The organism is Kribbella sp. ALI-6-A (assembly GCF_001984195.1).
Lineage (GTDB): Bacteria > Actinomycetota > Actinomycetes > Propionibacteriales > Kribbellaceae > Kribbella.
In genome coordinates this window covers 1,631,180-1,651,987 of sequence record NZ_MTQN01000012.1, presented here as the reverse complement: position 1 = coordinate 1,651,987, position 20,808 = coordinate 1,631,180, and the positions used below count along the sequence as shown (strand labels likewise).

Genomic DNA, 20,808 nt, shown 5'->3' with positions numbered 1-20,808 from the left:
AGCCCCTCGGCCCAGTGGAATAGGCAGATGAGCACAGTCCCCACGATCACTCTGGACAACGGCGTCGAGATCCCGCAGCTGGGCCTGGGCGTGTGGCAGGTCGAGAACGACATCGTCACCGGTGTCGTCGAAGCCGCCTTCGAGGCCGGCTACCGGCACATCGACACGGCCGCCATCTACGGCAACGAGCAGGGCGTCGGGCGCGCGATCGCGAACGCCGGCCTGCCCCGCGAGGAACTGTTCGTCACCACCAAGGTGTGGAACAGCGACCAGGGCTACGACTCCACCCTGCGCGCCTTCGACAAGAGCTTCGGCAAGCTCGGGCTGGAGACCGTCGACCTCTACCTGATCCACTGGCAGTCGCTGCGGCAGGACAAGTACGTCGAGACCTGGAAGGCGATGGAGAAGCTGTACGCCGACGGCCGGGTCCGGTCGATCGGCGTGTCGAACTTCCACATCCCGGCGCTGCGCCGGCTGTTCGACGAGACCGACGTGCACCCGGTGGTGAACCAGATCGAGCTGCACCCGGAGCTGCCGCAGGACGAGCTGCGCGCGTTCCACGCCGAGAACGACATCGTGACCGAGGCGTGGAGCCCGCTGGCCTCCGGTGAGCTGATCGACCACCCGGTGCTGAAGGAGCTCGGCGGCAAGCACGGCAAGTCGCCGGCCCAGGTGATGATCCGCTGGCACCTGCAGCTGGGCAACGTGGTGATCCCGAAGTCGAAGACCCCGGCGCGGATCGCGGAGAACATCGACGTCTTCGACTTCACCCTGGACAACGAGGACATGGCCGCGATCGCCGACCTGGAGACCGGCCGGCGGACCGGCGGCGACCCCGACGTTTTCGGCTGATCACACCAGCTGCAGGAAGCGCAGCAGGACGGGTGAGCGGTTGTCCGGCGACCACGCCACGGACAGTTCCCACGGGGGCAGGTCGTCGGACAGCTCGCGGTACACCACCGCCTCGGGGTCCGTGCGCGGCGTCGGCGCGATCAGCAGTGACACGCCCAGGCCGGCGGCGACCAGCGAGACGATGGTCTGGACGTCGGCGCCGTACTGGGTGATCGACGGGGTGAACCCGGCGTCGCGGCAGTAGCCGGTGATCCGGTCGTACACCGCCGGGCCACTCGGGCGGTTGTAGAACACGAAGTCGTCGCCGGCCAGCTCGGCCAGGCTCACCCGTCGCCGCCGCGCGAGCCGATGCTTCGCCGGCAGTACGGCGACCAGCGGGTCGCGCGACACGACCCGCGACTCCAGCCCTTTGCTCTGCTGCTCCGAGCCCGGCAGGCGGAGCAGGCCGACGTCGATCCGGCCGTCCTTCAGCGCTTCCAGCTGCCGGAGCGTCGTCATCGCCTCCAGGTCGAGCACCACGTGCGGATGGCTGTCGCGGAAGGCTCCGAGCAGCTTCGGCAGCGTCTCGAACGTCGCGGACTGCACGAACCGCAACCGCAACGTCCCCAGCTCACCGCGCTGCGTGCGCTGCGCGTCCCGGACCGCGTCGTCGGCCCGCCGGAGCAGTTCGCGCGCATCCGCCAGCAGACTCTCACCGGCCGCGGTCAGTACGAACCGCTTCTTGATCCGCGCGAACAACTCGACGCCCAGATCGCGTTCCAGCGCGGCGATCTGCCGGCTCAGCGACGGCTGGGTCAAATGCAGCCGGGTCGCGGCCCGGCCGACGTTCAGCTCCTCCGCGACCACGACGAACGAGCGCAACTGGCGAAGCTCCATGCTCCAGATCATGCACCACGAGCATGAAGTCGTACCAGAACTTTCATTGGACGCATCAACACGGCCGAACCTACCGTCGAAGAGACGAAAGGAATCACCGTGTACGTCGTTCCCACCACCGCGATGGAGAAGGTCCGCCGCGAAGCCCAGTCCGCCCTGCCGAACGCGCCCGTCGTACCGCACGAGGAACTGCCTCCCCGCCGTACGCTGCGCTCCCGGATCGCCTGGACCTGGCGCTCGTCCCGCCCGCGGGAGGCCGTGTGCGAAGCTGAGAGCCGTGATCGAAGTGCGCAGGCTGCGGGTGCTGCGGGCCCTTGCTGACCACGGCACCGTGACGGCCGCCGCCGAGGTGCTGCACCTCACCCCGTCGGCCGTTTCCCAGCAACTGGCCGCCCTCGAGTCCGAGGTCGGCCAGGAGCTGCTGGAACGCCGCGGCCGCCGGGTCGCCATCACGTCGGCCGGCCGCCTCCTGCTCAGCCACGCCGACACCATCCTCACCGAGGTCGAACGCGCCGAGGACGCCATGCGCCTGTACGCCGACGGCGCCACCGGCGAACTCCGCATCGCCGCCTTCGCCACCGCGATCAGCCTGCTGGTCGCCCCGTCCCTGGCCTCACTGCGCGAGTCCACCCCCGGCCTGCACCTCGTCGTCCAGGACGCCGAAGGCCACCAAGCGGTCACCCAACTCCTGGACGGCGAGGTCGACCTGGCCATCACCGTCGAACACCGAGGCTCCCCCCGCCCGGCCGACGACCGCTTGGTCCTCACACCCCTGTACGCCGAACCGTTCGTGGCCGTCCTGCCGCCGACTCACCCGTCGGCCACCGCTGAATCGGTCGACCTCACCGCTTTGTCCACCGACGACTGGATCATGACCTCGATCGGCAACCCCATCCGGGACGTCGTCCTCCTGGCCTGCGAACAAGCCGGCTTCCAGCCGCGCGTCGTGCACACCTCCGACGATTTCCGCTCAGTCGCTGCCCTCGCCGCGGCCGGCGCGGGGGTCTCGCTGGTCCCCCGCTTGACCCTCCCGCCGAGCACCCCCGCGGTGATCCGCCCGCTGGCTCCTCCGACGCCGACCCGCCGCGTCCTGGTCGCCACGCGGCGAGCCCGGGCCGACCATCCCTTGGTCACCGCAACCCTCAAGACGCTCGCCGAAACCGCCGCACAGCTAGACCTCTGACAGCAGCTTCCGTACGTCGTCGGCCCGGGGATCAGCCACCCGCTCGTACAAGACCACCGCTCGTCGCCAGTGCTCCGACGCTTCGTCCCGGGAGTTCAGCTCCACCAGCACGCGTCCCAGCAGAGTCCGCATCGGCGCTTCCCGGTTCTCCGTGGGGAATCGAGCAGCGATCCCGACGCCGGCGCGCAGGATCTGCTCGGCCTCGACGAGCTCTCCGGATGCCAGCAACGTGGCACCGAGCTCCTCGAGGGCATCGGCCTCGATCACCTCGTGTCCCAGCGCCCGGATCGCCTCCAGGTTGCTCCGCAGGATCGACGCGGACAGCTCGTACTGCCCACTCTCCCGGTACGACCGGCCGATCATGTTCGTGTGCACCGTGGCCGCACCGGGTCTGGACCGCTCGGGCATCAGCGCCAACGCGCGGTCGAACGCCGCACGCTGCAGCTCCAGGTCACCCACCAGGCCGGCGAGCGCGCCGAGACCGACATTGGCGCCGACCTCGAAGCGCGTGACCTCGCAGCGCACGGCGAGCTGCAGGGCTTCCACGGAGAACGGCAGGCCCTCCGTCGGGCGGCCGACCATGCCCAGCCCGTAGCCGATGTCGATCAGGCACGCGACGACATCGGCCGGTGAACCGTGACGGCGAGCGATCGGGAGCGCCGATCTCAGCCAGGTCAGCGATTCGTCGTACAGGCCCACCGCACCGCACAGTCCGCCGGCCTGCACACGCCGCCCGATCTCCAACTCGACCGGTAGTTCGGCCGGGATGGCCGCTGCCAAGGTCACCGCCGACTTGGCCTCGCTGAACTTCATCAGGGTCATCGCCGGCGCGAACATGCCGACGGCGATCCGGATCGCGGTGAGCCGCTCGTCACCCGAACCCTCGGCGGCGGATCGGACCAGCCTGCCGAGGTTCGGCAACTCGGCCTCGATCCACTCCAGCGCGCGATCGGCGGATTCGAAGTCCTCCGCGCCGGTCGACCAGGGCACATCCGACCTCGAGCCGTACTTGTCCGGGCCGCCTCGCAGCTCGTCCCATCGCCACAGCACCGACAGGTAGCAATCCAGTTCACGCCGCCGTGCCTGCGTGAAGACCGCGTCGGGCAGGGTCTGTCCGGCCAGCACCCGTCCTGTCTCCCGTACCAGGTCGTGCATTCGGTACTGGTGGATCGCCGGTGTCTCCAGCAGGTGTACGTCGACCATGCGTTCCAGCAGGTCCTCGGCGTCGTCCAGTGAGACTTGGAGCACCTTGGCGGCAGCGCGCAACGGGAACCGGTCGCCGTCGAAGAGCGCCAGTACCGCAAAGGCATCCGCGGCCGCGGCATCGACGGGGCCGCCGCCCGCCAGGTGGTCCAGCGACAGGCCGATACTGCGGCCCACCTCCGCCGCGGGCCCGGTCAGAATCTCCCAGCGCCCCGCTTGCTCGGACAGCCTGGAGGCAACCTCACGCAGTCCGCACGTTCGCGCTCGACCACCGGCGATCCGGATCGCCAGGGGCAGGCAGCCGCACTTGCGCACGATGTCGAGTGCGGCGTCGCGATCCGTGCCCGTCACGCCGGTATCCATCGCCTCGAACAGCAGCTGAACGGCGTCGTCCTCGGACAGCACCTCGAGTCCCAGATGCCGGACGCCGGGCAACGCCGACAGCGACTGCCGGCTGGTCATGACGACGACTGCTCCCGGTGTCCCCGGCATCAGTGGAGACACTTGCTCGACGCCGGCCACGTCGTCGAGGACCAGGAGAATCCGCCGCCCAGCCAACGCCGTCCGGTACCGCGCCGCGGTGGCCTGGACGTCGCCCGCGGTACCGGCTGGTGGTAGGCCAAGGGACTGCAGCAAAGCAGCAAGCGCATCCGCGGTGGGCAGTGCCGTGCTACCCCCGCCGCGCAGGTTCAGATAGATCTGCCCGTCCGGAAACTCCTCCAGCACCTGATGAGCAGCCTGAACCGCCAGCGTGGTCTTCCCGATCCCAGCCATTCCGCCGATCGCGGAAATCACAATCCCCGGCGCCGCGGCCAACGGCGACCGCAGCAGGTCAACGAGCTCCCCGAGCTGATCGTCCCGCCCGATGAAGTCCCCGATCGCCGGCGGCAACTGCCGTGGCACGCCGTCAACGTCCCCGCCCTTCGGCCGCCGCGCTGCCGCGTCGAGACGTTCCCGGTCTTCGTTCTCCAACCCCAGGGCCTCAGCCAGCCGCGTGACGGTAGAAGGCCGCGGGAACTGCCGACGTCCACCCTCCAGCGCGTTGACAGCCTGAACACTGACCTCAGCCAGCTCCGCCAGCCGCTCCTGCGTCAGGCCGGAGCGGGTGCGGTACGCGCGAAGGAGCTGACCGAATCCAGGGCGGTTCACCGGCTCATCCTGCGGCCACGGGCACGGGGGCGCAAACACCGGATCTCTAGGGTTCCGCGAGCAGCCTCCGCACCTCATCAACCCGTACGTCGGCCACCAACTGGTACTGGATCAACGCCAACTCCCACTGCCGGCGAGCCTCATCGACCAGCCCGAGACCGGCCAACGCCCGGCCCAGGTAATGACGCAGCCGCCCTTCCCGGTGATCCGTGGGGTAGCGCACGGCGATCTTCACGCCGTCCGCCAGCACCTTCCGCGCCCGCGCATGGTCCCCGAGCGCCAACCAGGCAAGGCCGAGCACCTCGAGGGTGTCGCTCTCGATCACTTCCGTTCCCAGCTCACGGACCTTGCCGAGATTCTCCGTCAGTACTTCCACCGCGGCGTGGTGCTGACCGCTCTCGGTGAGGGCATGACCGATCAGGTTCCGGTGGACGGCGTCCGCCCCGGGACTGGATCTCTCCGGCATTCTCGCGATCGCCTCCTCGAAGGCGATCCGCTGCCGATCGACGTCCCCGAGCCAACCGGCCAGCGCCCCCAGACCCACCAGCGCGCCGACTCTGAGCTTGGCGGCCTGCGGTTGCTCGGTCACGACGAGCGCTTCTTCGGCGTACGGCAGGCCGTCTGCCGCCCGCCCCGACCGGCCGAGGTTGTACCCGAGATCGATCAGAACGGCGGCCAGCGCCCAGGGATCGCCGAGCCTCCGCGCCAGCGGCAGCGCGCGTTCCCGCCAGGGCACGGCGTCGCGGTACAGGCCGAGAGTGCTGTACGAGAAACCCATCTGGTACTTGCGGCCGACGTCGAGGCGGAGATCCAGTTCCACCGGCAGATCCACCACCAGCTCGAGTGCCTGATGCGTCTCGCCGAAGCGCATCAGCCGGCCCGCCAGGTTCGGCATGCCCAGGGCCATCCGTACCGCGAAAACCTGCTCGACGCTGTCACCCTGCGCCGACCGACGGACGAGCCGCACCAGGTTCGGCAACTCGGCGTCCAGCCATTCGGCTGCGACTGCGGTGTCGCTGACGTCCTCGGCGCCTGCTGACCAGGCTTGCTCGCCTCTCGATCCGTACTTGTCGGGACGGCCCATCAGCTCGTCGAAGCGCCAGAGCATCGCGAGATAACAGGCGGTCTCCCGGCGGCGCAGGTGTTCCCGAGCCAGGGCGTCGAACCTACGCTCGGCCTGCGCTGCGGCGACGACCCGGACGAGGTCGTGCATCCGGTACTGATGCGGCGCCGGGGTCTCCAGCAGGTGGCTGTCGACGAGCCGTTCGAGCAGATTCTCGGTTTCGTCGAGGCGTCGTCCGAGCACGGCTGCGGCCGCGCGCAGCGGGAATCGGTCGCCTTCGAAGACCGACAGCATCGCGAACACCTCCGCCGCTGCTCGGTCGGTCGAAGTCCCTGCGGCGAGAGCAGTCAACGACAGCGAGATACTTCGGTCGACTCCACCGGATGGCCCGGTCAGAATCCGGAGACGCTCAGGGCCCTCGACCAGCCGGTCAGCCAGTTCGCGGAGCCCGCCCGCCATCCGATCCACCTGCGGTCCGGCGATGCTGATCGCCAACGGGAGCAGGCCGCACCGGCGTACGACCTCGCGGGCGGCGTCGCGGTCCCGGTCGATCCGTTCGGTGCCCACCAGCCGCCCGAGCAGCTGAATCGCTTCCGTCTCGTCCATCACGTCGAGCTCGAGATGACGAGCTCCTGCTAGCTCGGTGAGCCGTCGGCGACTGGTGACGAGTACGACGACGCCGGCGACTCCCGGCATCAAGGGCGTCACCTGCTCCACACTCGCCGCGTCGTCGAGCACGATCAGCATCTGCCGGCCGGCCAGGGCGCTGCGGTACCTCGCGGCGGCCGTCTCGACATCCGTTGATCCGTCCGCGGGTACGCCGAGCAGCTGCAGCAGCGCGGCGAGTGCTTCCTCGACCGTCAACGGACGCGTACCGCCGCCGAGATTGAGGTAGATCTGTCCGTCCGGCGACGCGTCGATCGCCAGGTGTGCGGCTTGCACGGCCAGTGCCGTCTTGCCGACCCCGCCCATGCCACCGATGACGGACACCACGATGCCAGGAGCTGCCCGGAACGGTGCCCGCAGCAACGTCGTCAGTTCGTCGAGCTGCTGAGAGCGCCCGGTGAAGTCCGCCGGCGGTGACGGAAGCCGGCCCGACGCGTTGATTCTCCCGACGACCTTCGGTGCTGACCGCCGGACGGAACCCCCTGCCGAAGGCCGGGCAGCGGCAGCGAACACCCGCCGGTCCTCAGGCGACAGGCCCAGAGTGTCCGCCAGCAGCGCGATCGTGGTCGGGCGCGGGCGCCGGCGGCGTCCGCTTTCGAGAGCACTGATGGCTTGAATGCTGAGGCCTGATCGTTCAGCCAGGCGCTCCTGGGTCAGGCCGGTGGCGGCTCGGTGGTGACGAAGCAGGAGCGCGAACGGCGGGGCGGTGCTCACCTGCACATCGTCGGCGGCGCAGTGGCCGGACCGCAATCAGACGCGGGCGTCGTACTCCTCACGCGCCTGGAAGACCTCCGGGACCTTGGACTCGACCCAGTGGGTCAGCGCCTGGACGTGGGTGGCGGCCTCGGTGCCGAGTGGCGTGAGGGAATAGTCGACCCGCGGCGGGATGACCGGCTGCGCGACCCGATGCACGAAGCCGTCGCGTTCCAGCGCCTGCAGGGTCTGGGCGAGCATCTTCTCGCTGACGCCCTCGATGTGCCGGCGGAGTTCGCTGAAGCGGTACGAGCGGTCGAGCAGGGCGGCCAGGACCAGGACGCCCCAGCGGCTGGTGACGTGTTCCAGGATCACGCGGGACGGGCAGCCGACGCGGTTCACGTCGGGCATCAGAGCGGTCATCGGCGGACCTCCTCACTCAGAGACTAGTACCTTACTTCAAAGTGGGTACTTTCGTATAGTTAGTACCCCGGCTACGGTGAGTGCTACACGCACTCAACCGGAGGAAACACACTGATGAGCATCGTCGTCACGGGATCGACCGGAGCACTCGGCCGGCTGGTCGTTCAGGACCTGCTGGCCGCGGGGGTCCCGGCCGGGGACATCATCGCCGTCGCACGGAGCAAGGAGAAGGCGGCGGACCTGGCCGAGCAGGGCGTCCAGGTGGCGATCGCGGACTACGACCAGCCGGAGTCCTTCGACGACGTCTTCGACGCCGGCGACCGCGTGCTGCTGATCTCGGGCAGCGAGCCGGGGCGGCGGATCCCGCAGCACCAGGCCGTGATCGACGCGGCGAAGAAGGCCGGCGTCGCGCAGCTCGCCTACACCGGGGTGTTCGGCGGGCCGAAGGCGGACTTCCTGCTCGCCGCGGACCACCACGGGACCGAGCAGGCGATCCTCGACTCGGGGCTGCCGTACACGTTCCTGCGCAACAACTGGTACACCGAGATGTACCTCAACGACCTGGCCGGCATCGCCGAGCGCGGCGCGGTCGTGAACGGCGTCGCGCCGGGCAGCCGGATTGCCACGGCGACCCGCGACGACTACGCCGCCGCCGCGGCCGTCGTACTGCGCACCGACGGGCACCTCAACCAGGCGTACGAACTGAGCGGCGACGTCGCGTGGACGTTCGACGAGTTCGCCGCCGAGGTGGCCGCGCAGACCGGGAAGCCGGTCGTCCACACGTCGCTGAGCCACGACGACAACCTGGCGCTGCTGGTCCAGGTCGGTCTGCCCGAGGCCTTCGCCGCCGTGCTGGCCGATGTCGACGACGCGATCTCCCGCGGCGCCCTCGCCGGTACGCCGGGCGACCTGTCCCGCCTGACCGGCCGCCCGACCACCCCGCTCGCCGACGCCATCCGGGCCGCGCTGAGCTGACCAGAACCGCCGAAAACAAAGGGGGATCCGCGAGCCGAGGCTCGCGGATCCCCCTTCCCCCAGGTCTGTGGGTCAGCCCAGCCGGGCCGCCGCCGAGCGGGCGATCGCCTCGAAGTTGGCCGGCTTGATGCCCTTGCCCATCTCCCGGAACGCGACCACCGAGACGACCGCGCCCTGACGCGTCACGGCGTACGGGAAGCCGCCGTCCTCGCTGCCCGGGTCCGACGGCAGCGGGTAGTCGTACCAGCGCACGATCCGGGTCGCGTCGCCGAGCGCGACCGCCCGGTCCTCGGTGATCTTGCGCGCGTGCGTCGGCGCCGGCCGGGCCGCCTTGCAGGAGGCGATCGTCTTCAGGATCGACTCGTACGCCGCACCGGCGGCCTGCGCGTCCTTGTACCGGGTCAGCCACTGACCGCCGGACGCGTCCAGCCCGTTGGAGTAGTTGCGGCTGAGCGCGCCGAGCACCCCGTCGCCGCGGGTCGAGCCGCGCCCGCAGATCGGCGTACTGGCGCTGCCGCCGGTCGCGGCCCAGCCGCGCTTCGGGTCGGCCTTGGCCACTTCGGCGCCGGTCAGCAGCATGGAGTTGGTCAGTCGGATCGGCTTGACGGGGCTCGGTGTCTCCACTGGTCTTCCCGGGGTTTTCGTCGGCGTCGGTACGCCGGTCGGAGTGCCGGTCGGCGTCACGCTGGGATCCGCCGAGGGCGTTCCAGTCGGTGTCCCGGTCGGCGTCACGCTGGCCGACGGACCGGGTGATTCGGTCGTCAGCGGAGCCGGGCTGTCCGAGCCCGGCGTGTCGTTGCCACATGCCCCCAGCACCAACGGCAGGACAGCCAGTCCGGCCGCGTATTTCCATCCCCGTACGGACATGTCGTCCACCTTCTGCTCGGCACTGCCTCGATCAGATGGACGCTAGCGACCGGCGTTTGGTTGGCTCCGGATTTTCCGCCGGTTTTTTGTCTCAGTTCCCGATCACCGCGACGACGGCCGCATGGTCGGACGGCCAGACCCCGTCGACCGGCTCGTCACCGGTACGCCGTACGTCGATCACGCGGCCGAGCCCTTGCGGTCCCGGCGGACCGACGTGGATGTAGTCGACGCGGGCACTCGGGGTGAACGTCGCAGCGACGTACGGGTTGGTCGCGTCCCAAGTCGCGCCAGGGCCGTCGGCGTACTCCCAGGCGTCGATCAGCACCAGTCCCGGTACGGCGGGCGCCGTCCGGACACCGCTGAACAACCGCAGCTCGTCGGAGTCCGGCACCGCGTTGAAGTCTCCGGTGACCACCGGCGGATGCGAATGGGGGCGCTGGGCAACAAACTGCGCCAGCGCGCGGACCTGCGCGCACCGGATCGCCGAGGCGTCCAGCGGCGCCTCCAGGTGCGCAGTGAAAAACGGAACCCCGCCGGTGAAGGCGTGCAGCGCGTTGCGGCCCTCGGCGCCGGGCAGATCCAGCACCGCGGACTCCTCGATCGGCCACCGGCTCAGGATGGCGTTGCCTACGGCAACCGATGGGTCTCCACCGCGACGCTGCCACGGCTCCGGGTTGCGCAGCGGCGCGAACGCCCAGTGCAGGCCCAGCTCGGCAGCGATCAGGCCGGCCTGGTTCTCGTCGTCGCGGGCCCAGACCTCCTGCAGGCCGATCAGATCCGCGTCCGCCTCCCGCAGGACGGCGAGGATCGCGGCCGCGCGCTGCTGCCACGGGCCGAAGCGCCACCACAGGTTCCAGCTGAGGACCTTCAACCGCGGCGGCGTCCGTCGAGGCCGAGGGTCGACAAGCGGGCGATCAGCGCGCGCGGCACGTGGCGCGCGCCGGCCGAGATCAATTTGTACCGCCAGGTCGGGATCGAGATCGCCTTGCCCTGCATGAGGTCCGACCAGGCGGCCTCGACCAGGTCGGTCGCGTCCAGCCAGAGGAACGACGGGACGATGGTCTTGTCCATGCCCATCCGCTGGTGGAACTCGGTGTGCACGAAGCCCGGGCACAGCGCCATCACCGCGACGCCCTTGGCGTGCAGCTCGATCGCCAGCCCGGCGGAGAAGTTCGTCACCCAGGACTTGTGCGCGCTGTAGGTACCGCGCGGCATGAAGCCGGCCACCGACGACACGTTCACCACCGCGCCGGACCCACGCTCGATCATCGGCAGCACCGCCGCGTGCGTCAGCCGCAGCACCACCCGGACCAGCAGGTCGAGCTGCCGCTCCTCCTGCTCGATCGTGTTCGCCCAGAACGGCTTCTTCTGCCCGAACCCGGCGTTGTTCACCAGCACCTCGACCGGCCCGTCGGAGAACCGCCGCTCGACCCGCGCCAGCTGCTCGGGATCGGTCAGATCAGCGGCGAGCACCTCGCACCGCACGCCGTACAGCCCACTGATCTCGTCGGCGACCTCCCGCAGCCGATTCTCGTCCCGGGCCACCAGGACCAGGTCGTAACCTTCCCGCGCCAGCTTCTCCGCGAAGGCCCGCCCGATCCCCGCCGTAGGTCCCGTCACCAGCGCAGTCGCCACGCCTCTGTCCCTCCGTCGGTGAATGACCCCAGTCTGTCACTCCTTGACGGCTCCGGCGGTCAGCCCCTGGACGATGTAGCGGCTGGCGACGGCGAACAGGATCATCGTCGGGATGATCGACAGCACGGCCGCGGCCGACATCGAGCCCCAGTCGATGTTGTAGCTGGAGATGAAGCCGTTCAGCGCCGCGGGCACGGTCTTGTTGCTGTCGGAGTTCAGCAGCGTGACCGACAGGAACAGCTCGTTCCAGCAGTTCACGAAGTTGAAGATGAACGACGCGGCGATGCCGGGCGTCATCACCGGGACCAGCACCCGGAACAGCGCCGAGAAGCGCGAGCAGCCGTCGACCATCGCGGCCTCCTCGAGCGAGGCCGGGACGTTCTCGAAGAAGCCGCGCAGCATCACCGTGCACAGCGGGATCGACACCGCGACGTACACCAGCACCAGTCCGACCCGGCTGTCGACCAGGTAGAGCCTGGTCATCAGGATGTACAGCGAGCCGAGCGCGATGAAGCCCGGGATCATCTGGGTGACCAGGAAGGCGCCCATCACCGCGCCCTTGGAGACGAACTCGAACCGGGCCAGCACGTACGCCGCCAGCAGCGACACCACCGTCGCCAGCGCGGCCGCGACCAGCGACACGATCAGGCTGTTGCCGATGAACACCCCGAAGTTCGACTGCTCGAACAACCCGGTGTAGTTGGCCAGCGAGAACTCCGACGGCCAGTACTTCAGCGGATAGGCGAAGATCGACCCCGGGTCCTTGAACGACGTGACCAGGATCCAGTACAGCGGGAACACGGTGAGCACCAGACAGATGCCCAGCCCCGTGAACTTCGCGACCTTGCCGGCCAGGCTCTGATCGAGAATCATCGGGCCACCGCCTTCCGTCGCGGCGTCCGGGTCCGGACCGCGAGCAGGTAGAAGATCGCGAACAGCAGCAGCACGAAGACCACCATCACGCCCATCGCCGAGGCGCGCCCGTAGTCACCCTCCTGGGTCACCTGGATCATGTACGACGTGACGATGTGCGTCTCGTTGGCGGGACCACCACCGGTCATGCCGAAGATCAGCTCCGGGGAGTTGAAGGTCCAGATCACCCGCAGCAGCACGGTCAGCGCGAGCGTGGTCCGGATCGACGGGATCGTGATGCTGAACAGCGTGCGGACCTTGCCGGCGCCGTCGATCGCGGAGGCCTCGTAGAGCTCGTCCGGTACCGACTGCAGCGCGGCGAGGATCATGATCGCGAAGAACGTCACGCCGTACCAGACGTTCGCGCTGATCACCGCGACCATCGCGTAGCGGGCGTCGGCCAGCCACGGCACCGGCGTGTCGATCAGGTGCGCCTTCATCAGCAGGTCGTTGACCACACCGAACTCGCCGTTGAACATCCAGCGGAACAGGATGCCGATCAGGAAGCCCGACACCGCCCACGGGAAGAACACCAGCGCCTGGTACGCACCCCGGAAGCGGAACTTGCGCCGCAGCCACAGCGCCATCGTGAAGCCGATCAGAAACTGCGGGACCAGCGACCCGACCACCCAGACGACCGAGTTCTTCACCGTGCCGCGGAACATCTCGTCGCCGAGCAGGGTGCGGAAGTTCTGCAGCCCGACCCACGAGGTGTCGGACAGGTCGTTGAGGTTGTAGTTGCGGAACGCCATCTGGATGCCGTTCAGCAACGGGTAGTAGGTGAACAGCCCGACGAACACGATCGCGGGCATCATGAAGGCGAGCAGCACCAGCGCCGTCCGGCCGCTGAACCGCCGCCGTCGTCCGGCCGGGGGCCGCGAGCCCGCCGTACGGCGGGAGCTCGCGGCCGGCCTGGTTTCGGTGACAGCCATCAGGTCAGTTCCCGGCCCACTTCTTCGTCCAGTACTCGTCCCAGCTCTTCAGGATCTCGGCCGGCTGGGCCTTGCCGGTGATCAGCTTCTGCACGTCGGCGTCGGACTTGTTGCCCCACTCGGTCGACCACGGCACGCCACGCGGCTGGGTGACCACCACGTAGGTCTCCGGCGAGGCGTTCATCGCGACGTACGACGCCCACGGGCCGTCCTTGAAGAACGGGTCCTCGGCGGCCGACTTGAGGATCGGGACCAGGCTGTTCTCCTTCGAGAACGTCATCGCCGCGTCGCCCGAGGTGAGGAACTTGACCAGCTTGACCGCCTCGGCCTTGTGCTCGCTGCCCTCCGCGACACCCCAGCCGGCGTTGGCCAGCGGCTGCGCGGCCTTGCCGGTCGGGCCGACCGGCAGCGGCGCCGTGCCCCACTGGTCCTCCTTGATGGTCTTGGACTCACGGACCGTGGCGATCACCTCGGGGTCCTGCAGTAGGAAGCCCGTGGTGCCGGAGGTGAAGCCCTGCACCATCTCCGGGTAGCCCCAGCTCACCGACGACGGCGGGGAGGCGTTCTTGAACAGGTCGACGTACAGGTTCAGCGCGTCGACGGCCTTCGGCGACGAGAAGATCGTCTTGCCGTTGGTCAGCTTGAACGCGTTGTCCTTGTTGATGTCGTCGATCACGTAGCCGGAGATCACCGCGATCGCGTTGCCGGCGCCGCCGAGCCCACCGCGGAACGAGTAGCCGTACTTGTTCTTCGCCGGGTCGTTGATCTTCTTGGCCTGCTCGACCAGCTCCGGCCAGCTCTTCGGCGGGCCAGTGAATCCGGCCTGCTGGACCAGGTCCTTGCGGTAGAACAGCGACAGCCCGTAGAAGCCGTACGGGACCATGTACGACTTGCCGCCCTGCTGGGTGACGGCCAGGGCGTTCGGGGTGAGCGCCTGCAGGCCGTCCCAGTCCTTGAGGTCCGGCGCCATGTCGTAGATCCACTTGTTGGTGGAGAACGGGCCGACGGTGGTGTCGCGCACCTCGAGCACGTCGACGCCCTTGCCGGACTGCAGCATCTGCTGGATCTTCTGGTCCGCCTGGTTGGTCGGCGGCGAGATCAGCTGCACCTTGATGCCGGAGTTGGCCTTCTCGAAGTCGGCGATCAGCTTCTTCAGCAGCGCCGTACGGGTCGGGTTGGTCAGGCTCTCGACCATCTGGAGCTTGACCTCACCCCCGCTCTGGGCCTTCTCGGCCGGGCCGGGACCGCATGCGGTCAGCGCCAGCGTGGCGGCGGCGAACGCGGCGGTCAGTGGTGCGAGCATCTTGCGGTGACGCATGGCGCTTCTCCTCAGGGGATGTGGGCCAGGAGAGGGGGACATCAGACGAGTTGGTCGATCGTTGTCCGCACATTAACCACATTCGCGCGGGGTGGACAAGAACTTGCCGAAGATGTGACCGTAAGTGGTCTGAGGACTTAACATCAGGTACGCCGGAACGGTCCGGCAGCCGGAACGGGAGGAGGCGACCGTGGCAGCAACCGATCGCGCCCTGACCGGCCTGCGCCGGATGATCGCGTCGGGCGAGCTCGGGCCGGGGGCGAAGTTCCCGCCGGAGCCGGAGTTGTGCGACCACCTCGGGGTGTCGCGCAGTTCGTTGCGAGAGGCCACCAGGTCACTGGCCGCGCTCGGGGTGATCGAGTCCCGGCACGGCTCGGGCACTTACGTCTCGGCGCTCGACCCGGCCGAGATCATCAGCCGCTTCTCGCTGTCGGTCGAGCTGATCCCGCTCGAGGGTGTGCTGCAACTGCTCGAGGTCCGGCGGATCCTGGAGGCGCACGCCACCGCGGCCGCCGCCGCCCGCCAGGAACCGGCCCTGACCGAGCGCCTCGGCGACATCCTGGACCGCCTGGAGGCGACCACGGACGCGGCCGAGATCCAGGCCCTGGACGCGGAGTTCCACGGCGCGATCTGCGAGGCCGGCGGCAACCCCACCGTCACCGCCCTGACCGGCGTCATCCGCGGCCGCGGCGGCCACTACCGGATCTTCGCCCCCGGCGCCGACTTCGAGGCGATCAAGCGCACCAGCGACCTGGGCCACCGGGCGATCCTGTCCGCGATCACCCACCGCGACCCGGCCGCCGCCGCCACCGCCGCCTCGGCCCACATCGCCCAAACCGAACTCTGGCTCCGAGCCCTCCGCCCGGACCCGCAGGTCGCGCTCCCGACCCCGGACTGACCTCCCCAGGCAGCTCCTGCGAGGCAACCGACCTAAGCCAAGGCAATAGCGACAATCCCCACCAGCACAACCACACTCCCGACCAACCGCCGCCGCGCCCCGGCCTCCCCCAGCACCAACCAAGCGGCCAACCCACTCAGCACGATGCTCACCTCCCGCGCCGGCGCCACCAGACTCACCGGCGCCAGCCGCATCGCGTAGAGCACCATCACGTAAGCGATCGGCGACAGCAACCCCACCACGGCGATCTCCCGCCGATTCTCCTTCCACAGCAGCCGAAGCTGCTCCGGCCGCCGCACCACCTGCGGAGCAAGCAGCAGACTCTGCAACACCGACGCCGTCGCGAAGTAGATCAGCGGTGGCACCGCCAGCGTCGTCACCGAGAACGCGTCCCACAACGTGTACGCCGCGATCAGCGCGCCCGTCGCCACGCCGTACCCGATGCCGGCTTTCACCCCGCCGCGGGCGGATGGTTGCCGCGAGCCACTACCGATCCCGAGTACGCCGGCGACGATCAACCCGGCCCCGATCAGCCCGAGCACCCCTGGCCGCTCGCCCAGCAGCAGCACCGCGAAGGCGACCGCGAGCAACGGCCCGGTCCCGCGAGCGACCGGATAGACCACCGACAGGTCGCCCACGTCGTACCCACGCTGCAGCACGATCCCGTACCCGATGTGCAGCACCGCGCTGCCGCCCGCCGCGACCAGCCACATCCACGTCGGCCGCGCGTCCGACCAGATCAGCGCGGCCACCAGAGCGGGCAGGAGCACCACACTCGCCGCCGTGTAGTAGGCCCAGACGAAAACGGCGCCGCCCCGCCGGACCCGCTTGGCCGCGAAGTTCCAGCCGGCGTGCAGGACGGCGGCACCGAGCACGAGAGACAAAGCTGTGGCGTTCACCGTCGCACAGTCTCCCACCGCGCTCGATTGCCCGGATATTTCTTTTCGCTGTCGAGATCTTGCAGACCGCCGTCAACGAGCCGTACTGTCCGGGCACCAACGTCCGAGGGGGTTCCGTGTCCCACCCAAGGTTTCGTCGCCGCTTGGCGGTGACCGGCGTCGTGATCGGCGCACTGCTGTCCGGTTCAGCCCTGACCGCCTCCGCCCAACCGGTCCGGCCCGCGCCACGGGAGACCCGGGCCGGCCTCGACCCCGCGCTCGTCCAGGGCCGGGGTGCGACCGTGCCGTTCGTCGAGCAGGAGGCCGAGAACGCCTGGACCAACGGCGAGCGGATCGGCCCGAGCCGCGAGGCGTACACGCTGCCCGCCGAGGCCTCCGGGCGCACCGCCGTACGGCTGACCGAGCGCGGCCAGTACGTCGAGTTCACGCTCACCCGGCCCGCGAACGCGCTGACCCTGCGCTACAGCATCCCGGACACGCCGTCCGGCGGCGGCCTGCGCGCGCCGCTCGACGTCACGGTCAACGGCAAGCGCAAGCAGACCATGACGCTGACGTCGGAGTACGCCTGGCTGTACGGGATGTACCCCTTCTCCAACGATCCGGACGTCGACCCGAACCCGGGCTGGTGGAAGCCCGAACCAGACCCGGTGACGAAGCCGTTCCGCCCGAACCACTTCTACGACGAACAGCGGTTGATGCTCGGCAAGACCTACCGCGCCGGCGACCGGGTGCGCTTCGAGATCCCCCGCCACACCCCGGCGTCCTGGTACGTGCTCGACGTCGCCGACTTCGAGCTGGTCGCCGCCCCGAAGCGGCAGCCGGCGCGATCGCTCGACATCCGGTTGTTCGGCGCCGATCCCACCGGGCGGCGGGACGCGGCACCGGCGATCGATCGGACCATCGCGGCCGCGAAAAAGCTCGGCTGGTCGGTGTTCATCCCGGCCGGGACCTTCCAGGTGAACCGGCACATCATCGTCGACAAGGTGACGATCCAGGGGGCCGGCAACTGGTGGTCGATCATCAAGGGCAAGGTGCTGCCGCTGCCGGAACCCGCGCCGGACAAGTCCGTGCACAGCGCGCCGGGCTTCTACGGCAAGTACGCCGAGGACGGCGGCAGCACCGGCGTGCACCTGGCCGACTTCGCGATCGAGAGCGACGTCCGGGAGCGGATCGACACCGACCAGGTGAACGGCATCGGCGGCGCGATCGGCGGCGGCTCGTCGATCCGCGGGCTGTACCTGCACCACACCAAGGTCGGGATCTGGCTGGACGGCCCGATGGACGGGCTGCTGATCCGCGACAACATCATCGTCGACCAGATCGCCGACGGGATGAACCTGCACCTGGGCGTCTCGAACGTCCGGGCGACCAACAACTTCGTCCGCAACAGTGGCGACGACGGCCTGGCGATGTGGTCGGAAGCCAATCCGGCCGGCCTGGTGAACCACCACAACGTCTACGACCACAACACCGTGCAGACGCCGGTGCTCGCGAACAACATCGCGATCTACGGCGGCCGCGACAACGCCGTCACCGACAACCTGGTCGCCGATCCGATCCGCGAGGGCAGCACCCTGCACGCCGGCTCGCGCTTCGGCTCCACGCCGTTCGAGGGCACGCTGACCTTCGCCCGCAACACCACGGTTCGCGGCGGACCCCGCGACCTCAACTGGGACCTGGGCCTCGGCGCGATCTGGCTCTACGCCCTGCAGTCCGACATGGCGGGCCGGATCGAGATCACCGACAGCTCGTTCCTGGACTCGACGTACAACGCATTCCTGTTCGTCGTCGACTGGCCGGTCAAGGACGAGCACTCGATCACCAACGTCGCCGTGCGCAACATCAAGGTGGACGGCACCGGCACCAACGTCGTCAACGCCCGCGTCGGCGGCTGGGCCACCTTCGAGAACGTCGACGCCCGCAACGTCGGCGCACCGTTCGTCAACAACTGCGGCACGTTCCACTTCAACGGCCCACCGGAGTTCGACGTCCGCCTGCTGACCGGCAACGACGGCGGCTGGTCCGGCGCCACGTGGTGCGAGGACCGCCCGCCGGTGGTGCCCCCGCCGCCGCCCTCCCCCTGGAACTGACGATCGTCGCCGCGCCGCCTTGGACACCCCAGGCGGCGCGGCGCACCGTCGTACTAGGGTCGAGGCATGCGTGCACATGCTCAGCGGCTGGATGGGCTCGGGACGACGATCTTCGCCGAGATGTCGGCGCTCGCGGTGCGGACGGGGGCGGTGAACCTCGGCCAGGGCTTCCCCGACACCGACGGGCCCGACTCCGTGCTGGAAGCGGCGATCGCCGCGATCAGGGCCGGCGCGAACCAGTACCCGCCCGGTCGTGGCATCCCCGCGCTCCGGCAGGCGATCGTGGACCACCAGCGGCGGTTCTACGGGCTCGAGTACGACCCGGACACCCAGGTGCTCGTCACCACCGGCGCCACCGAGGCGATCGCCGCCGCCCTGCTCGCGTACGTCGAACCAGGCGACGAGGTGATCGCCCTCGAGCCGTACTACGACTCCTACGCCGCCTGCATCGCGATGGCCGGCGGACGCCGCGTCCCGGTCACCCTGCGCGCCCCCGACTTCCGGCTCGACCTCGACGAACTCCGCGCCACCGTGACCCCGCGGACCAAGGTCCTGCTGATCAACTCCCCGCACAACCCGACCGGCACCGTGCTCACCGACGACGAGCTGCGCGGCATCGCCGCTCTCGCCGTCGAGCACGACCTGGTCGTGATCACCGACGAGGTCTACGAACACCTGATCTACGACGGCCTGCAGCACCGCCCGCTCACGTCGTACGACGGAATGGCGGAGCGCACGGTCTCGATCGGCAGCGCCGGCAAGACCTTCTCGGTCACCGGCTGGAAGATCGGCTGGGTCACCGGTACGCCGGAAGTGGTCACCGCGGTGAACACCTCCAAGCAGTTCCTCACCTACGTCTCCGGCGCCCCGTTCCAGCCCGCCGTCGCCGGAGCGCTTGCCCTAGGCAACGACTACTTCGACGGCCTGCGCGCCGACCTGCAGAGCCGCCGCGACCTGCTTTGCGACGGCCTGGAGGCCCTGGGCTTCGGCGTCCACCGCCCGCAGGGCACGTACTTCGTCACCACCAACATCCGCCCGCTCGGGCACACCGACGGCGTCGAGTTCTGCCGCATGCTGCCGGAGCGGACCGGCGTCGTCGCGATTCCCCACCAGGTCTTCTACGACAACGTCGACGCCGGCCGTCCGCTGGTCCGCTGGGCGTTCTGCAAGCAGCGCGAGGTCCTCGAGGAGGCCCTGAACCGCCTCACCAAGCTCTGACTACTGCCCGTACGCCTTCGCCGTCCAGCCGAGCGCACCGAGCGAGCCGCCCTTGATGTCGGTGCCGAGCCGGTCGGTCTGGTTGGCGTCGAAGTACACCGACGCCGAACCGGCAGCCGTGATCGCAAGCATCGGCCGCCCGGCCGGGTGGTTGCTGCAGTAGCCGGTGCTCAGGCTGGCGAACGAGCTCCACCCACTCGCCCGCAGTACGGTCGAGCCGATCGTCGTCGGGGTGGCGAGGTTGATCCGCCACTCCTTCAGCTCACCGTTGGTCTTCGTGCCGACCAGTACGTCGACCGCCGCGGCGCCGGTGCCCTCGGTGCGCTCGTAGGTGAGCGTCTTGACCGAGTCCCACCCGGTCGTCTTCAGCGTCGTCGGCGCGGACAGCGTCGGTACGCCGTTCGGCCAGGTCAGCTGGTAGCGGTAGAGCGCGGTGCCGGCGACCCGGTACAGATAGGTGCCGCTGGCAAGGATTCGGGTGTTGGCGAAGCCGGACTTCAGCCGGGTCGCGGTGTTCTGCGTCATCTTCCAGACGCCGTCGGTCCGCACACCTCGCCGGTCCAGCCGGTACAGATAGCCGTCCGTCGGGTGCGCCGCGACCTCCGTGCTGATGAACAGATCGGTGTCACCGGCCCCGCCGAGCTGTTGCTGCGCCGACGGGACCCAGGCGAGCTTGTCGCCGGCGTACGCCGTGACGCTCGTCTTGCTCCCGGCGTACCCGTACGACAACCGCTGGCCGTCCGACCGGTACGCGGATGCGTACACCCCACAGTCAGCCGGTACGTCGGCCACCGCGGCCGTCGCGGGCAAGGAATTGAGGACCAGCCCGGCCACCGCGGCAACAGCCACCGACGCACCGGACAGAATCAATCTGCGCATGAACTTCCTTCCGAGTCAGCCCGGGGGCTCGGGCAGGACTGCCCACCCCCGCGCCGCTCGGACGTGCGACCGGCCCG

Annotated in this window: 18 protein-coding genes; 6 read left to right on the top strand and 12 right to left on the bottom strand. The window is 69.3% G+C overall.

The features are described from left to right. Positions 1-27 precede the first annotated feature (27 nt). Positions 28-852 (top strand): aldo/keto reductase, encoded by an 825-nt coding sequence (locus BWI15_RS34360; RefSeq protein ID WP_077018653.1) that lies wholly within the window; start codon positions 28-30, stop codon positions 850-852. Here BWI15_RS34360 and BWI15_RS34355 read toward each other — a convergent pair whose 3' ends face one another. After that, positions 853-1,728, bottom strand: coding sequence for a LysR family transcriptional regulator (locus BWI15_RS34355; RefSeq protein WP_077019489.1), 876 nt, complete (start codon positions 1,726-1,728; stop codon positions 853-855). 277 nt (positions 1,729-2,005) lie between these two features. Between BWI15_RS34355 and BWI15_RS34350 the strand changes: the two genes are divergently transcribed. Then, positions 2,006-2,911, top strand: a complete 906-nt coding sequence (locus BWI15_RS34350; RefSeq protein ID WP_077018652.1) for a LysR family transcriptional regulator — start codon at positions 2,006-2,008, stop codon at positions 2,909-2,911. On the opposite strand, the gene BWI15_RS34345 is transcribed toward BWI15_RS34350, so the two are convergent. Genes BWI15_RS34345 through BWI15_RS34335 form a run of 3 tightly spaced genes read right to left on the bottom strand, consistent with a single transcriptional unit; the run spans position 2,900 to position 8,108 of the window. Beyond that, positions 2,900-5,263, bottom strand: a complete 2,364-nt coding sequence (locus tag BWI15_RS34345) for an ATP-binding protein (RefSeq protein ID WP_077018651.1) — start codon at positions 5,261-5,263, stop codon at positions 2,900-2,902. The genes BWI15_RS34350 and BWI15_RS34345 overlap by 12 nt on opposite strands. A 46-nt stretch (positions 5,264-5,309) precedes the next feature. Beyond that, positions 5,310-7,706, bottom strand: coding sequence for an ATP-binding protein (locus tag BWI15_RS34340; RefSeq protein WP_168197417.1), 2,397 nt, complete (start codon positions 7,704-7,706; stop codon positions 5,310-5,312). A gap of 36 nt (positions 7,707-7,742) precedes the next feature. After that, positions 7,743-8,108, bottom strand: a complete 366-nt coding sequence (locus tag BWI15_RS34335) for a winged helix-turn-helix transcriptional regulator (RefSeq protein ID WP_077018649.1) — start codon at positions 8,106-8,108, stop codon at positions 7,743-7,745. A gap of 114 nt (positions 8,109-8,222) precedes the next feature. Between BWI15_RS34335 and BWI15_RS34330 the strand changes: the two genes are divergently transcribed. After that, positions 8,223-9,083, top strand: a complete 861-nt coding sequence (locus BWI15_RS34330; RefSeq protein WP_077018648.1) for an SDR family oxidoreductase — start codon at positions 8,223-8,225, stop codon at positions 9,081-9,083. A gap of 72 nt (positions 9,084-9,155) precedes the next feature. On the opposite strand, the gene BWI15_RS34325 is transcribed toward BWI15_RS34330, so the two are convergent. From BWI15_RS34325 to BWI15_RS34300, 6 genes are all read right to left on the bottom strand, one after another. Beyond that, entirely contained in the window at positions 9,156-9,950 is a 795-nt protein-coding gene (locus tag BWI15_RS34325) for a hypothetical protein (protein WP_143466072.1), read from the bottom strand. Positions 9,951-10,041: 91 nt separating this feature from the next. Further along, positions 10,042-10,821 (bottom strand): endonuclease/exonuclease/phosphatase family protein, encoded by a 780-nt coding sequence (locus tag BWI15_RS34320; protein ID WP_077018646.1) that lies wholly within the window; start codon positions 10,819-10,821, stop codon positions 10,042-10,044. Continuing rightward, positions 10,818-11,585, bottom strand: a complete 768-nt coding sequence (locus tag BWI15_RS34315; RefSeq protein WP_077018645.1) for an SDR family NAD(P)-dependent oxidoreductase — start codon at positions 11,583-11,585, stop codon at positions 10,818-10,820. The genes BWI15_RS34320 and BWI15_RS34315 overlap by 4 nt, the downstream gene beginning before the upstream one ends. A 36-nt stretch (positions 11,586-11,621) precedes the next feature. Next, positions 11,622-12,458: a carbohydrate ABC transporter permease gene (locus BWI15_RS34310; protein WP_077018644.1), complete on the bottom strand. Its 837-nt coding sequence runs from the start codon at positions 12,456-12,458 to the stop codon at positions 11,622-11,624. Continuing rightward, a complete protein-coding gene (locus tag BWI15_RS34305) occupies positions 12,455-13,429 on the bottom strand; it encodes a carbohydrate ABC transporter permease (RefSeq protein WP_077018643.1) in 975 nt (324 codons plus the stop codon). Before BWI15_RS34305 ends, BWI15_RS34310 begins: the two co-directional genes overlap by 4 nt. A gap of 4 nt (positions 13,430-13,433) precedes the next feature. Beyond that, complete coding sequence (locus tag BWI15_RS34300; RefSeq protein ID WP_077018642.1) at positions 13,434-14,747, bottom strand: ABC transporter substrate-binding protein; 1,314 nt, start codon at positions 14,745-14,747, stop codon at positions 13,434-13,436. Positions 14,748-14,937: 190 nt separating this feature from the next. Between BWI15_RS34300 and BWI15_RS34295 the strand changes: the two genes are divergently transcribed. Further along, positions 14,938-15,645, top strand: coding sequence for a FadR/GntR family transcriptional regulator (locus tag BWI15_RS34295; RefSeq protein ID WP_077018641.1), 708 nt, complete (start codon positions 14,938-14,940; stop codon positions 15,643-15,645). A 32-nt stretch (positions 15,646-15,677) separates the two neighbouring features. Here BWI15_RS34295 and BWI15_RS34290 read toward each other — a convergent pair whose 3' ends face one another. Beyond that, positions 15,678-16,544 (bottom strand): EamA family transporter, encoded by an 867-nt coding sequence (locus BWI15_RS34290; protein WP_077019488.1) that lies wholly within the window; start codon positions 16,542-16,544, stop codon positions 15,678-15,680. Between the two features lie 149 nt (positions 16,545-16,693). Here BWI15_RS34290 and BWI15_RS34285 point away from each other — a divergent pair, with 149 nt between their 5' ends. Next, positions 16,694-18,634, top strand: a complete 1,941-nt coding sequence (locus BWI15_RS34285) for a glycosyl hydrolase family 28-related protein (RefSeq protein WP_237771650.1) — start codon at positions 16,694-16,696, stop codon at positions 18,632-18,634. Between the two features lie 66 nt (positions 18,635-18,700). Further along, on the top strand, positions 18,701-19,852 hold the full coding sequence (locus BWI15_RS34280) for a pyridoxal phosphate-dependent aminotransferase (protein ID WP_077018640.1): 1,152 nt from the start codon (positions 18,701-18,703) through the stop codon (positions 19,850-19,852). Here the strand turns inward: BWI15_RS34280 and BWI15_RS34275 are convergent, their stop codons facing one another. After that, the gene (locus BWI15_RS34275) at positions 19,853-20,731 is read right to left on the bottom strand and encodes a hypothetical protein (RefSeq protein WP_077018639.1); all 879 of its coding nucleotides are present in this window, start codon (positions 20,729-20,731) and stop codon (positions 19,853-19,855) included. Positions 20,732-20,808: the final 77 nt, after the last annotated feature.

Excerpts from the sequence above, each read along its gene's own strand:
- BWI15_RS34360 (WP_077018653.1), top strand. The coding sequence starts at position 28 with ATGAGCACAGTCCCCACGATCACTCTGGACAACGGCGTCGAGATCCCG.
- BWI15_RS34355 (WP_077019489.1), bottom strand. The coding sequence starts at position 1,728 with ATGGAGCTTCGCCAGTTGCGCTCGTTCGTCGTGGTCGCGGAGGAGCTG.
- BWI15_RS34335 (WP_077018649.1), bottom strand. The coding sequence starts at position 8,108 with ATGACCGCTCTGATGCCCGACGTGAACCGCGTCGGCTGCCCGTCCCGC.
- BWI15_RS34330 (WP_077018648.1), top strand. The coding sequence starts at position 8,223 with ATGAGCATCGTCGTCACGGGATCGACCGGAGCACTCGGCCGGCTGGTC.
- BWI15_RS34325 (WP_143466072.1), bottom strand. The coding sequence starts at position 9,950 with ATGTCCGTACGGGGATGGAAATACGCGGCCGGACTGGCTGTCCTGCCG.
- BWI15_RS34310 (WP_077018644.1), bottom strand. The coding sequence starts at position 12,458 with ATGATTCTCGATCAGAGCCTGGCCGGCAAGGTCGCGAAGTTCACGGGG.
- BWI15_RS34305 (WP_077018643.1), bottom strand. The coding sequence starts at position 13,429 with ATGGCTGTCACCGAAACCAGGCCGGCCGCGAGCTCCCGCCGTACGGCG.
- BWI15_RS34300 (WP_077018642.1), bottom strand. The coding sequence starts at position 14,747 with ATGCGTCACCGCAAGATGCTCGCACCACTGACCGCCGCGTTCGCCGCC.
- BWI15_RS34280 (WP_077018640.1), top strand. The coding sequence starts at position 18,701 with ATGCGTGCACATGCTCAGCGGCTGGATGGGCTCGGGACGACGATCTTC.
- BWI15_RS34275 (WP_077018639.1), bottom strand. The coding sequence starts at position 20,731 with ATGCGCAGATTGATTCTGTCCGGTGCGTCGGTGGCTGTTGCCGCGGTG.